The organism is Streptomyces sp. NBC_00885 (genome assembly GCF_045207475.1).
GTDB lineage: Bacteria > Actinomycetota > Actinomycetes > Streptomycetales > Streptomycetaceae > Streptomyces.
This window is the reverse complement of the sequence record NZ_CP108796.1, coordinates 6,070,962-6,084,199: the sequence shown is the minus strand read 5'-3', so window position 1 is coordinate 6,084,199 and position 13,238 is coordinate 6,070,962. Positions and strand designations below refer to the sequence as shown.

The following is a 13,238-nucleotide window of genomic DNA, read 5'->3' as shown; positions in this document are numbered from 1 at the left end:
GCGGCGATTGAGTGGAGGAAGACGGGAGAAGAAGTGCTGTCAGCCTCGCGCAAGGCTGTCAGCGGTCATGTCAGCCGGTGCCACCGGCCGTTGTCTGCATTGCGTGTCCTGCTCGAAGTCACCGACTGCTTCGACCGCAGCGCATAGGAGTGGTCGACAGCCCTGCGCGCGAGCTCGGCGACAAGTGCGTGGATCGACAGGTGCGGTGTCGCCGCGAGCCTGGCCACGGCCATGCGCAGCTCCAGCGGATACTGTCCGCAGACCGCCGCCAGTTCGGCCGTGGCGTCGGGCTCCGCCTGCGTACGCTCCGGACCGAGATGGGTCTCGATCAGGGCGTACGACTCCGCTGCGGACAGGACGTCCAGGGCGATGGACTGGGCGCCCTCGCGGGTCACCAGATCCATCAGCGGCGATCTGCTGGTGACGACCACCAGGTTTCCCGGCGTGCCCGGCAGCAGTGCGCGCACCTGCGCCGCGTCCGCCGCGTCGTCGAGCAGCACCAGGAAGTGGCGGCCGGCGAGGAGGCTGCGGAACAGGGCGGACGCCTCTTCCCGGGTGTCCGGGATCCAGGTGTCCGGCACTCCGAGGGACCGCAGGAAGCGGTTGAGCACCGTGCGGGGGTCGATCGGCCGTCCCGTGGACTCGGCGCTGCCCTGCAGATCGGCGTAGAGCTGCCCGTCGGGAAACTCCTCGTGGCGGTGATGAGCCCACCGTACGGCCAGCGCCGTCTTTCCGATCTCGGGCGGTCCGTGGATGGCGGCGATACCCACGGAGGGGTGCCCCTTGCGCTGGTGCGCCAAGAGACCGTCCAGAATCCCCAGTTGTTCCTGCCGGCCGATGAAAGGCGTGATGACCGGCGGAAGTTGCGCCGGTGGAGCAAGGCTTCTGGGGCGGGCCGCCTCCGCCACGAAGGGCGACGGGGTCGGCGCGGGCCAGGAGTCGCGGGCCGCGCCGTACGCATGGGTCGTCGCCGAGCCGGGCGGCCCGGGGGGCGCCTGATCGGTGCGCCCGTCGGGGCCGTCGTGCATCAGGATGGCGTTGCGCGCCTGCCAGATCTCTTCGCTCGGCTCGACGCCCAGTTCCTTCTTCAGCCGCATCCGCAGATCGGCGAAGAGGCGCAGCGCGGCCGCCCGCCGCCCGGAGCCGGCGAGCGCGAGCATGATCCGCGCCTGGAGTGCCTCATGCAGCGGCTCCTCGTACGACGCGACCCTGAGATGTTCGACCGCAAAGGCGGAACGGTTCAGCCTGATTGCCAGATCCGCGAAATCGATGGCCACATCGATGTGCCGCTGCGCCACCCTGACAACTGCGGGGTGCTGCCACAGCTGCGACAGATCCTGCAGGAGCCGCCCCTGCCAGCCGCGCAGAGCCTGGCCGAACAATTCGAGCGCGGCCATCGGATCGGCTGCCGCCGTCTGCTTGGCCTGTGCGCTGCGTTCCTCGAACTGACGGAGGTCCAGTTCAACGCCTCTACTGTTGAAGACGTATCCGCCGCGCACCGTGCTGATACGGCGGGCTCCTCTTCCGTGCCTGCCCTGCCCCGGCTCGATGAGGCGGCGCAGTCGTGCCACATAGGTGTGCACCAATTTCTGATAGGCGGGTGGCGCTTCACCGCTCCAGAGCACATCCGCTATTTCTTCGTGGCTCACGGTCTGGTCCGGCTGTACGGCGAGCAGCCCGAGCAGCGCCCGCTGCTTCAGCGGCATCGCCACGGGCAGCCCCGTGCACAGGACCGTCAGCGGCCCCAACAGGCGGATCTCATAGCGGAATCCGGGCTGGTCGGCCTGCAGATCCGTGTCGGGCTCACTCCCCGGTCCTGCGGCCTCGTAGTCGTACCCGACCACCTCGGCCATCCGCGCCAAGGTCTCGTGGCGCGGATTCTTCACCTGGCCACGTTCAATATGGCGGACGGTTCTGACGCTGATTTCGGCCCTTCGCGCCACTTCGTCCTGTGTTAATCCTGCCTTGATGCGTGCGGCCCGCAGACCGTCCCCCCTGGCAATCCTCAACCATCCCCCCACCCTTCAAGCGCATTTGGCGACGCCAGTTCGATAAGGACTGACATACGTCTCGCCACCGGTCACTCTATTGTGAAGATTCTGCGGAAGTGAAGACTCCGACTTTGTCATTGCCAACAGTCCTACGAAACACGGTCCCAGGGTGTTGACACCAAGTGACCATGGACTGTGGTCTTGTGGGAATCCAGTCGAACCCTCAACCAAATTCCCCGGGTCCGCCGGCCGACGGCCGACGGACCCTCGCACCACTCTCAGGCGGTCCGAAGCGGACTTTCCGCCGCCGGCGACTGCCCGTCGTACTCGGGAATATCGGCGTCCGGCTGTTCGGCCGACCGGCGCACCAGCACCAGGACGAGCACCCCGGCGAGCACGGCCGCAACACCGCTGATCAGGAACACTTGATCAAGACCTGCCGCCCAGGCGTCCTCGATCGCGGTGGTCGCCGCGGCCCGCGACTGCTCCGGGAGAGCGGCGACCACGCCGGCGGCCTGACCGCTGCTGACCTGCTCGGCCACCTCGTTCGCCCCTGCGAACGTGTTGCTGTCGTCGAGGCTGCGGCCGACCACACCCGTGAGGATGGCGCCGACGATCGGAATGCCGACCGCGAATCCGAGCTGACGGAACGTGTTCGCCGCACCGCCCGCCATGCCCGCCCTGCTCGCCGGCGCGGCCGCCAGCGCGGCCGACGCGAGGGTGGGCGAGGCGATACCGACACCGATACCGGTGACGATCATGCCGGGGAGCAGGGCCGTCCAGCCCGAGTCGCCGGTGACGAGCATCTCCAGGAGGGTGCCCGCGCCGATCAGCAGAAGACCGATACCGATCGGCCACTGCGGAGCCGCGCTCGCCAGGAACCGGCCCGCAAGTCCGGCGGCCAGGAAGGACATTCCGCTCAGCGGCGTGAGGATCAGACCCGCCTTGACCGGGCTGAGGTCGAGCACCGACTGCGCCCACACCGAGACGAACACCAGGTTGGCGAAGGCCGCGGCGCTGAACACCACGGCTCCGGCCATCAGCCCGCCGAAGGACGGTGTACGCATCAGAGCCAGGTCCAGCATCGGATCCCGCCTGCCGCGCTCGACCAGGATGAAGGCCACCAGCGCGAGCGCCGCACCGCCGAACAGGGCGAGCGTGGTGTTCCCGCCCCAGCCGTCCTCGCCCGCGCGGATCAGGGCGAAGATCAGCAGCGTCGCCATCAGGGTGAAGCCGATCGTGCCGGGCAGGTCGATCCGGCGGTCGGTGCGGATGGCCGAGCCCTCCAGGTACTTGCGGCCGACGATCAGCGCGAGCGCCGCGACGGGCAGGTTGACCAGGAAGATCCACCGCCAGTTCAGATGCTCGGTGAGCAGTCCGCCGAGGATCGGTCCGGCCGCCGCGGCGGCGCCGTTGACCGCGCCCCACAGGCCGAAGGCGATTCCGCGGTCGCGACCGCGGTAATTGCCGGCCAGCAGGGCGGTGTTGGTGGCGAACATCGCGGCGGCACCGAGGCCCTGCACACCGCGCGCCGCGATCAGCTGGCCACTGTTGCCCGCGAGGCCGCAGGCCAGCGAGGCGAGGGCGAAGAAGGCGAGGCCGATGAGATAGACGCGCCGGGCGCCCTTGAGGTCGGACAGCGAGCCGATCGCCATCAGCAGGGCAGCCAGGACCAGCACATAGACGTCGACGACCCACTGCAGATCGGAGAACGACGCGTCGAGCGAGTCGGTCATCTGCGGCAGGGCGACGCTGACGATGGTCACGTCGATCAACAGCATGAAGGTGCCAAGGCAAACCGCCAGCAGCGGCATCCATTTGCGCATGACGCGGAGCCTCTCAGATTGCGGGGCGAAAAAGGACAAATACCTTCGGCCGGTCGGTCGGGTCGCCCGGCGGCCGGGTCGTGCACTGCTGCGTAACAACCGGTGCCGCAGGACGCGGCGCCGGTGACGGGCGGTCTGTGCGGGCACCTCTTAGACAGTGACTAATAGGTTAGGCTGACTCTATGCCCTGCGGGTCGCCGGGCGTCAAGTCGCTTCGGTCACACCCCCTCCAGCGTTAGGTTTTTAGTCATGTCTGGGTCAGCGCCCCGCCGCCGTTCACGTGCCTCGGCAGGCCTGCCGCCCATCACGGCGGACAAAATCATCGATGCCGCGGTCGAGTTGACTGCCGAGCACGGACTCGACGGCTGGTCGATCCGGCAGATCGCCACCAAGCTGGACGTATGGCCAGGTGTGGTCGCACATCACGTCGGCGACCGCGAGGCGGTGGTCATGGCGGTCACCGACCGGGTGATCGCACGCATTCCGGTGCCCGACGCGGACGCACCGTGGCGCGACTGGTTCAGCGCACTGATGCTCGAAGGGCGCGCCGTCCTGCGCCAGTACCCGGGCGTGGCACGCCGCCTGGTCCTGGTCGGGCCGAACGTGCCGGCGGCTCTGCCGACGATCGACGTCGGCATCAAGGTGCTGCTGGGGGCGGGGTTCGGCAAGCACGCGACCGAGATCTACCGCTACCTGCTCAACAGCGCGTTCATGCTGGTGGCGGTGGAGGACGACCGCGACAACTACTTCCCGGCGGCACGCGCGGAAATGGGCCGCGCCATGGCCGCGTTCGCGAAGGACGAGACGCGCCCCGGCCTGGCGGCGGCGGGCGCGCAGGCGGTCGCGAGCGACGACCCGGCGGATCTGGCGGCGCAGGACCTGGCGTTCTTCAAACTGACGGTGGAACGATCCCTGGACGGCGCGGAGGCGCTGCTGAAGGACTGACGCGACCGCGGGAGCTCGTCAGCGGTCGGCGTCCTGCCAGGGGAACGGGGTGAGGTCAGGTTCGACCCAGCCGGTCCGCGCGGGCGCACTCGCCAGTGTCGCGGGGCGGTAGAAGCGGGTGAGCAGGCGTTTGTCGAGCAGGGGAGGGTGGTGTTCGGCGAAGGCGGAGAAGGTCCTGGTGTCGTCGTCGGCCACGTGGTGCCCCACCAGTTCCACCCAGGCCCGGCTTACGGTCTCGTTGTACTTCTGCGGCGCTCCCGCGTAACGCGCGGTGCGCTGGATGCCCTCACTGACCAGGCGGACCGCCGCCGGAACGCCGTACCTCCGCACCGCCAGCCAGGTCAGGTGGATGTGCTGTCGGTGGCCGAAGTGCTCGGCGGACGCCATCACCTCGGCCATCAGCTCGTCGAAGGCGACTGTGTTCGTCCCGTGGGGTTCGGGGCCGGTCCGGGTCATGCGGATACCCTGTCAGCGCCCGCAGAACCGCGTGGAAACCGGCGACTGCCTCGGCGGGAAGCCCGTCGAGTGCGCGGTGCTCCAGGTCGGTCAGGGTTCTCTGAATCGTGTCGGCTGCAAGGCGGCCGGTGGGGGTCAGTTCGACGAGCACCGCACGCCGGTCGCCGGCACGGGTGCCCCGGGTGATGTGACCGCGGCGCTCGAGTCGATCCAGCACGCTGGTCAATGTGGTCGGCCGAGTGCCCGCGGCGGCGCCGAGCTCGGAGACTTTCCGGGGGCGGCCGTCAGCGAGGTTGGCCAGGGCATTGATCTCGGAGGCGGTCAGGTCGAGGTCGACGAGTTCTGCGGAGAGCACTTGCAGGGTGGCATGGGTGGCCCGCTGCAACGCGAGCAGGGCCGAACCTTCAGGGGATACACTCTTCACGATTTCGGACTATACGATTTCGTAGTAGTCGACGCAATACCTCGCTCACGAGCCGCCCCGCGATCTACCCTCGCGGCCATGACGTCACACGATGCGCCTGAAGGCTCCCGGACCGCTGCCGGTGGTGCCGGGCCGGTGATCCGGCAAGAGACCCCTGACGATCACCGGGACGTGCGCGAGGTTCATACGCGCGCGTTCGGTGACAGCGAGCGGGTTCCCGGGCTCGTGGAGGCACTTCGCGTCGCGGAGGCCGCTTTGGCGCCGATGTCCTTCGTCGCCACCGTTGATGACCGGGTCGTCGGGCATGTCCTGCTGAGCGCGACGCGGCTGGACGCTCCGCGCCGGATCGTGGACGTCCTGTCCCTGTCACCGCTGGGCGTGGTCCCGGAGTTCCAGCGTCAGGGCATCGGTACTCAGCTCGTCGCGTACGCCCTCGCGGCGGCCGACAGCAAGGGTGTGCCGTTGGTGTTCCTGGAGGGTTCGCCGCGCTACTACGGCACGCGCGGCTTCGAGGGTGCCGGCGCGGTGGGCTTCCGTTCGCCGTCGCTGCGTATTCCTGAAGCCGCGTTCCAGGTCGCCCGGTTGTCCGCTCACGAGCCGTGGATGACGGGCACCTTCGTCTACTCAGACGTCTTCTGGGCCTTTGACTGCGTCGGCCTGCGCGACCCCGAGGCCTGAGGGACGGCTCCGCCCCGGACCCGCGCCTCGGGCTCCCCCGGAGGTCGTCCGGGAGACCCACGAGGCGGGATTCGGGGCGGAGTCCCGTCAGGCGGAGGTCCGGTTCGAGGCGTCCGCACTCTCCCCCAGCACACCCGCCAGGAAGCCCGCGATCTCGCTCACCGTCGGGTAGTTCCACAGCAGCGTCGCCGGCAGCGCCACGCCCAGGTCCCGTTCCAGCGCGACCCGTACCGCGGTCGCGAGCAGGGAGTCGACGCCCGCCTCGGTGAGCGGGCGGTGGACGCCGACCGCCGCCGGCTGGACGCCGAGGACGACGGCGACACGCTGGCGTACGTCGTCGAGCAGATACGCGGCCAGTTCGTCCCCGGTGAGGCCGACCCAGTCGGGTACCTCGGCCGGCTGGGACGTGTCGTCCTGGGCCAGTTCCGCCAGCAGGGCGGGCCGCGGGCCGGTGTGGCCGCGCAGCAGGCTCAGGACGGTGACCAGGCCGCTCGGCGCGCGGCCGACGGTCTGGTCGAAGGCGCGCAGCGCCTGGTCGGGGGCGATGTCGGCGGTGCCACGGGCCGCCAGTTCGGCGTCGGTGGCCGAGGCCGCCGTCGCCATGCCCATGCCGCGCCAGCTGGTCCAGGCGATGCTCACCGTCTCCTCGTGCCCTGCGGCCCGCCGGTGGGCGGCCAGTGCGTCGAGGAAGGCGTTGGCCGCCGCGTACGCGCCCTGGCCGGGCAGTCCGAGCAGGGGTCCGCACGAGGAGAACAGGACGAAGAAGTCCGTCGACCCGGGCGGGAACAGCTCGTGGAGCACCATCGCGCCGTCCACCTTGGGCCGCATGACTTCCCGCAGATGCCCGGCGTCCAGCCGGTGCAGGAGCGCGCTGTGCACGGTGCCCGCCGCGTGGACCACGCCCCGGATCGGGGGCAGTTGGAGCGCGTCGAGCGCCGCCCGGGTGGCGCCGAGGTCAGTGATGTCGGCGGCCACGGTGGTGACGGTGACCCCGGCGGCCTCCAGCCGGCGCAGCGCGGCGACCCGGGGGTCGTCGTCGGACCACTGTGCCCGCGGGGGCACAGCGGTGCGGCCGAGGAGCACGATACGGCGGGCGCCGCGCCGGGCGAGGTGCTCGGCGAGCACCAGGCCGAGCACTCCGAGACCGCCGGTGATCAGATATGTGCCGTCGGCCCGGCAGGTGAACGGCTCGCCGCCCTCGGCGAGTTCGGCCGGTACGAGCCGGGGCACCCGCACCTCGCCGTCGGTGACGGCGAGCACCGGCTCGGCCGGGCGCAGGTGCAGCAGGCTCAGCAGCAGCCCGGCGGGCAGTTCCTCCAGCGGCCCGGCCGGCAGGTCGACCACGCCGCCCCAGAATTCGGGGTGTTCGCTCGCGGCGACCCGGCCCATGCCCCACAGCGGGGCGTGGTTGAGCTCGTCGGCCGATGCGGCCTCCCGTACGCCTGTGGTCAGGCACCACAGCGTGGGCTTGCGGCCGGGCAGCGCGGCGATCGCGCCGACCAGTTCGGCGAAGGCCACGGCGACGTCGGCGGCCGGTATCTCGTGCGGTGCGAACAGCACATGGTCCGCGCCGTCCAGGTCCGCCCGGTCGACGCTGACCGTCGCACCGTGCTCGGCGCAGGCGGGAACGAGCGCGCGGGCCAGGCCGTCGGGGCCGAGCACCAGCACGGTGCGGTCCGGGAGGGCGGTGTGCGCGCCGGTGTCCACCGGGAAGGGCTGCCAGTCCAGTTCGAAGCGGCCGCTGGTGCTCTGCTCCTCCCCGGAGAGGTCGCCTTCGAGCTCGCTGTAGCGCAGCCCGCGCAGGGTGAGTACGGACTCGTCGCCGTCGGCCTCGCCGCGGATGTCGACGTGCACGGTCGTGGGGTGGTCCTCGTCGAGGCTGACCGAGATCGTCGCCGTCCGGGGCGGCTGCCCGGTCCGGGTCACCTGGTCCACGTACGAAGGCATCCGCAGCACGCCGGGGCCGGGGAAGATGACCGAGGCCATGGAGAGGGCGGCGTCCAGGACGGCGGCCCAGCTGCGGTCCAGTTCGGCGCTCGCGGTGGCGGTCAAGGTGCCCTCGCCGCGGCGCAGTTCCTCGATCCGCCACGGGTAACCCATGTCGGCGACGCCCAGTTCGGCGAGCCGCTCGATGACATGGCCGGGGTCGAGGGTCTCGGTGGTCTGTCCGAGGTGTACGGGCTCGGGCGCCGCTCCCCCGCCGACGGTGGCGAGGGTGTGGGTGGACCAGGCCGAGTCGGGTGCGCCGAGCCGGCGGGAGACCAGGGTCAGAGCGGTGTCGTCGCGGACGATCTGCAGTTCCCGCGTCTCCTGCTCCGGCACCACGACCGGCTGACGCAGCCGCAGATCGGTGAGCACGTCGGTGCGGCCCGCGGTGAGGAAGGTGTTGACCAGCACGGCGGCCGGGACGATCTCCGTGTTCAGTACGGGGTGGCGGCGCGGGTAGGGCCGGGTACGCAGGTCGAGTGTGGTCTGCCAGACCCGCAGCCGGGAGCCGTGGACCCCGGTCTCGGTGCCGAGCAGTGTGTCGACCGGCGACTCGCTGCGGTCGCGTGCGTCGACCCAGTGCCGGGCGTGCTGCCAGGCGGTGGTGGGCAGGTCGGTGCGGTTGCCCGCGGGCTGCAGGACCGACCAGTCGACCGGGACGCCCTGGCAGTGCAGTGCGGCGAGCGAGGTGAGCAGGGTGGTCCGCTCCGGGCGGTGGCGGCGAAGGCTGGGGGTGACCAGGGTGTCCCCGGCGCCCGAGACGGTCTCGTTGATCGAGTGGCCGACGACGGGGTGCGCGGAGATCTCCAGGAACAGCCGGTGGCCGTCCTCGAACGCGGCCTCGACCGCCTGCTGGAAGCGCACCGGATTACGCAGATTGAGCGCCCAGTAGGAGGCGTCCTGGCGCCGCGTCGACCTCGGGTCGTCGAGCGCGGTGAGGTAGAGCGGCACCTGCGCGGGCCCTGCCTGGAGATCGGCGACGGCGGCGGCGAGGTCCGCGCTGATCGCGTCCATGTGCGCGCTGTGGAAGGCGACGTCGGAGTCGACCCTGCGTACGGTCCAGCCCAGTTCGGCCCACTGCTCGGCGGCTTCGTCGACGGCCGGGATGTCTCCGGCGACGACGGTGGACGAGGGGGCGGCGGCGATGGCGGCGCAGAGGGTGTCGGTGGCTCCGATCGCGTCCTGCACCTCGTCGAAGGGCCGGTCGACCATGATCATCGCGCCTCGGCCCGCTACCTTGCGCAGCAGTCCGGAGCGGCGGCAGACCAGCCGTGCGCCGTCCGCTTCGGACAGCACTCCGGCGACGACCGCCGCGGCGATCTCGCCGACGGAGTGCCCGATCACCGCGCCGGGCGTGACGCCGTAGCGGCGCCAGACCTCGGCGAGGCCTATCTGCATGGCGAACAGCATCGACTGGATGATGTCGACCGAGCCGAGGTCACCGCTGCTGAGCACCTCGCGCGGGGTGACGCCGAGTTCCTCGGAGTAGATGGGTCCGAGCCGGTCGATGGCCGCGGCGAACACCGGCTCCTGGGCGAGCAGGTCCTGACCCATGCCCGACCACTGGGCGCCGTGTCCGGAGAACACCCAGACCGGCGAGCGCGGCGGTCCGGACGTCTCGCCGGTGATGACGCTGGGAAGCGCCTCGCCCTCGGCCAAGGCGCCGAGACCGTCGGCGAGTTCGGCCCGGTCCGCCGCGACCACGACGGCGCGGGCGGACAGGTGCGCCCTGCGGTGCGCGAGGGTGTGCCCGACATCGGGGAGCGCGTGCGCGTGCAGCGCCTCGCCCAGCCGGGCGGCCTGGGCGGCGAGCCCGGGGGCCGTCGCCGACGAGAACGGGTAGACGGTGAGCCCGGCGGATTCCGCCGACTCCGCCTGCTCGGCCTGCTCCGGCTCAGCGGTGAGAGGTGCCTCAGCGGTGACCGGGGCCTGCTCAAGCACCGCGTGCGCGATGGTGCCGCCGTACCCGTAGCTGGCGACTCCCGCGAGCCGCGGCCGGCCGGAGTCGGGCCACGGCGTGGCCTCACTGACCAGGCTGAGCCCTGAATCCGCCCACGGGATGTCCTTGCGCGGACCGTCCACGGTCAGGGTCGGCGGGATGATCCCGTTCTGCATGGCGAGCGCGGTCTTGATCAGCCCGGCGATGCCCGCCGCCGCCTCGCAGTGCCCGATGTTGGTCTTCACCGAGCCGATGAGGCACGGTCGTTGTCCCACGGCGCGGGCGCCGACGACTTCGGCGAGGGCGGCGGCCTCGATCGGGTCGCCGACCTTGGTGCCGGTGCCGTGCGCCTCGACGTAGTCGACCTCGGACGGCGCGACGCCCGCCGACTCGTACGCCTTGCGCAGCAGATGCGCCTGCGCCGAGGAGCTGGGCGCCATGATGCCGTCGGTGCGGCCGTCCTGGTGCACGGCGCTGCCGCGGACCAGGGCGATGATCCGGTCGCCGTCGCGCTGTGCGTCGGCGAGCCGCTTGAGTACGACGATGCCGCAGCCCTCGCCTCGGCCGTAGCCGTTGGCGGCCTCGTCGAAGGCCTTGGAGCGGCCGTCGGGCGAGATGGCGCCGGCGATGTCGAGCACGGTGGTCAGCCCCGGGCCGGCCATCAGCATGATTCCGCCCGCGAGTGCGACCGGTACCTCACCGCGCTGGAGACTGGCGCACGCCTGGTGCAGGGCGACCAGCGAGGACGAGCAGGCGGTGTCCACGGCGACGCTCGGACCGCGCAGATCGAGGGTGTAGGAGATCCGGTTGGGCACACCGCACAGCGAGGAGCCGATTCCGGTCCAGGCCTCGACTCCGGGCAGGTCTTCCAGGAGCCGGCGGCCGTAGTCGTCGGTGCCGACGCCGACGAACACGCCGGTGTCGCTGCCCGCGAGGGTGGATGCGGCGATGCCCGCATGCTCCAGCGCCTCCCAGGCCACTTCCAGCGCCATGCGCTGCTGGGGGTCGAGCTGGCGGGCCTCGGTGGCCGAGATGCCGAAGAAGGAGGCGTCGAATCCGCTGATGTCGCCCAGGAAGGCGCCGTTGGAGGTCACCCGTGACAGGACGGCGGCGTTCTCGCGCGACTGGGCGCGCTGCGGCGCCCACCGGTCCTCGGGAATCGGGCCGGACGCGTCGACCGCCCCCATCAGCAACTCCCACAGCTCCTGTGGCGAGTTGGCTCCGCCGGGGAAGCGGCAGCCGATGCCGACGATGGCTATCCGGTCTTCGGAGGTCGGCGGCAGGGGGGACAACTCACTCACCATGGGGGTCACCGCTTACGGGTCGGGCGTCGTCCACAGCGGACGACGACGGAACAAGAAGAAGTCGGCCGGAATCGGCGAAATTCGCTCGCAGGGCGGGCAGCGGGAGGCGGCTCATGCGTACATGACCGCCTTGTCCCAGTCCTCGCCCTCGCCGAACAGATAGCGGGCCTTGAGGATGTCGCGCTGCGCCGTGAGCGCTTCGCGGGGCACGAGCGTGCCCAGCGGCAGTCCAGTGATGCGGTGCGGTACGCCGAGCTCGCGGTCGATCAGGTCGGCCAGCTCCTTGACCGCCTGGTCGCGGCTCTCGTCGGGTGCCTCGAACTCCAGGCGCAGTACGTCCGGGTGAGCCATGGCCCGCCAGAACATCACCTCGTAGCTGCCGGGGAGGCTGAACACAAGCTCCTCGAGCCGCTGTTGGGTGACCGTCGCCGCGCCGACCGGATAGCCGGTCCCGGACCGCCCGAGCACGCGGACCGTCGGCAGCAGCCAGCCGCAGGAGCACTCGGTGTCGGACACCTCGACGTCGTCGGCGAGGTTGTAGCGCAGCAGCGGCATGGCCTCGCGGTAGAGGGGGGTCACGACGAGCTGGCCGCGGCCGGACTTGGACAGTTCACCCGTCTCGGGGTCGAAGACCTCGAAGATCGCGCGGTCCGCCCACAGGTGCAGAGCGCCGTTCGGGCACTGGCCGGCGATGGTGCCGGTCTCGGTCGAGCCGTACTCCTCGACGATCGGGATGCCGCCCCAGATCTCGCTGAGCCGGCGCCGTCGCACCTCGGTCAGCGGTTCCGCCGCGGTGAACATGGCCCGCAGTGCGGGGAAGTCCTGGTCCGGACGCAGCCCGGCCGCCTTGGCCGCGGCGGCGAGCATCATGATCTCCGTCGGATTGCACCAGGTCAGCGAGACGTCAAGAGCCCGCATGACGCGGATCATCCGGGGCAGCGGGGTGGCGAGCGAACGGGCGTCGCCCGGCACGATCGTGGCGCCGCGCAGCCGTCCGGCGGCCTGTGCCAGATGCGCGGTGATCACCAGGCCGTAGGGGGTGCGCACCAGGAAGGTGTCCGAGGGGGTGATGCCGACCCATTTGCGTGCGTAGCGTTCGGCGAGGTCGGTCCAGTCGTCGTCGGTGTAGTACGAGGCGGTGGGATCCCCGGCCGTGCCGCTCGACTCGTGGTACGTGGCCAGCTTCCGGCGGTCCACCGCCAGCATTCCGAAGGGGTACTGGTCGCGCAGATCCTGCTTGGTGGTCAGCTCGATGCCGGCGAAGTCCTCCGCGTCGCGCGGCACGGCGCGGCCGTCATAGCGGGCCGCGTAGAACGGCGAGCGCATCGCCTGGGCGATCACCCGCGGCAGCTCCGCCCGCTGCAGCTGCGTGAGTTCGGCGGGACTTGACCAGTCGCCCAGTTCCGGACGCGACCACGACATCGGATCTCCTCGTCTGTGCCGGGGGCCGCGAGCGGACATCACGCGGCGGATACCCGCCCAGCACACACCGCGGCCTTGGCCCGGGCCCGAGTAGTCGCTACTCAAATCAGCCAACGGGCGCGCAGGCCGGCAGGGGCCGGATCACCTGCGTAGGGGACCCTTAGTCGGCCCCCGTCTTAGACAGCGTCTAAGACGGGACCTTGAGTAGCGCCTACTCATGAGGCCCGTCAGCCCCCGTGTTGTGCTTGCCGCGAAACGCATCCACCC

7 protein-coding genes and 1 pseudogene are annotated in these 13,238 nt (G+C 70.9%); 2 read left to right on the top strand and 6 right to left on the bottom strand.

Annotated elements, in window-relative coordinates:
• Positions 1-65: 65 nt before the first annotated feature.
• Both OHA61_RS27670 and OHA61_RS27665 read right to left on the bottom strand, forming a co-directional pair.
• Positions 66-2,021, bottom strand: coding sequence for a BTAD domain-containing putative transcriptional regulator (locus tag OHA61_RS27670; RefSeq protein ID WP_406305297.1), 1,956 nt, complete (start codon positions 2,019-2,021; stop codon positions 66-68).
• Between the two features lie 248 nt (positions 2,022-2,269).
• Positions 2,270-3,817 (bottom strand): MFS transporter, encoded by a 1,548-nt coding sequence (locus tag OHA61_RS27665; RefSeq protein WP_406305296.1) that lies wholly within the window; start codon positions 3,815-3,817, stop codon positions 2,270-2,272.
• Between the two features lie 249 nt (positions 3,818-4,066).
• Here OHA61_RS27665 and OHA61_RS27660 point away from each other — a divergent pair, with 249 nt between their 5' ends.
• Positions 4,067-4,762, top strand: coding sequence for a TetR/AcrR family transcriptional regulator (locus OHA61_RS27660; RefSeq protein WP_389372504.1), 696 nt, complete (start codon positions 4,067-4,069; stop codon positions 4,760-4,762).
• Between the two features lie 18 nt (positions 4,763-4,780).
• Here the strand turns inward: OHA61_RS27660 and OHA61_RS27655 are convergent, their stop codons facing one another.
• Together OHA61_RS27655 and OHA61_RS27650 are read right to left on the bottom strand one after the other, a co-directional pair.
• Positions 4,781-5,218 carry a hypothetical protein gene (locus OHA61_RS27655; RefSeq protein ID WP_406307637.1) on the bottom strand — a complete coding sequence of 146 codons (438 nt, stop codon included), beginning with the start codon at positions 5,216-5,218 and terminating at the stop codon, positions 4,781-4,783.
• 184 nt (positions 5,219-5,402) lie between these two features.
• A pseudogene (locus OHA61_RS27650) lies at positions 5,403-5,573 on the bottom strand (MarR family transcriptional regulator); the annotation flags it as partial.
• A 12-nt stretch (positions 5,574-5,585) separates the two neighbouring features.
• Here OHA61_RS27650 and OHA61_RS27645 point away from each other — a divergent pair.
• The gene (locus tag OHA61_RS27645; RefSeq protein WP_406305295.1) at positions 5,586-6,320 is read left to right on the top strand and encodes a GNAT family N-acetyltransferase; all 735 of its coding nucleotides are present in this window, start codon (positions 5,586-5,588) and stop codon (positions 6,318-6,320) included.
• 87 nt (positions 6,321-6,407) lie between these two features.
• On the opposite strand, the gene OHA61_RS27640 is transcribed toward OHA61_RS27645, so the two are convergent.
• Complete coding sequence (locus tag OHA61_RS27640) at positions 6,408-11,549, bottom strand: type I polyketide synthase (RefSeq protein ID WP_406305294.1); 5,142 nt, start codon at positions 11,547-11,549, stop codon at positions 6,408-6,410.
• A 111-nt stretch (positions 11,550-11,660) separates the two neighbouring features.
• Entirely contained in the window at positions 11,661-12,971 is a 1,311-nt protein-coding gene (locus tag OHA61_RS27635) for a phenylacetate--CoA ligase family protein (RefSeq protein ID WP_406305293.1), read from the bottom strand.
• Between the last annotated feature and the right edge of the window lie 267 nt (positions 12,972-13,238).

Excerpts from the sequence above, each read along its gene's own strand:
- OHA61_RS27665 (WP_406305296.1), bottom strand. The coding sequence starts at position 3,817 with ATGCGCAAATGGATGCCGCTGCTGGCGGTTTGCCTTGGCACCTTCATG.
- OHA61_RS27660 (WP_389372504.1), top strand. The coding sequence starts at position 4,067 with ATGTCTGGGTCAGCGCCCCGCCGCCGTTCACGTGCCTCGGCAGGCCTG.
- OHA61_RS27655 (WP_406307637.1), bottom strand. The coding sequence starts at position 5,218 with ATGACCCGGACCGGCCCCGAACCCCACGGGACGAACACAGTCGCCTTC.
- OHA61_RS27645 (WP_406305295.1), top strand. The coding sequence starts at position 5,586 with ATGGGTGGCCCGCTGCAACGCGAGCAGGGCCGAACCTTCAGGGGATAC.
- OHA61_RS27640 (WP_406305294.1), bottom strand. The coding sequence starts at position 11,549 with ATGGTGAGTGAGTTGTCCCCCCTGCCGCCGACCTCCGAAGACCGGATA.
- OHA61_RS27635 (WP_406305293.1), bottom strand. The coding sequence starts at position 12,971 with ATGTCGTGGTCGCGTCCGGAACTGGGCGACTGGTCAAGTCCCGCCGAA.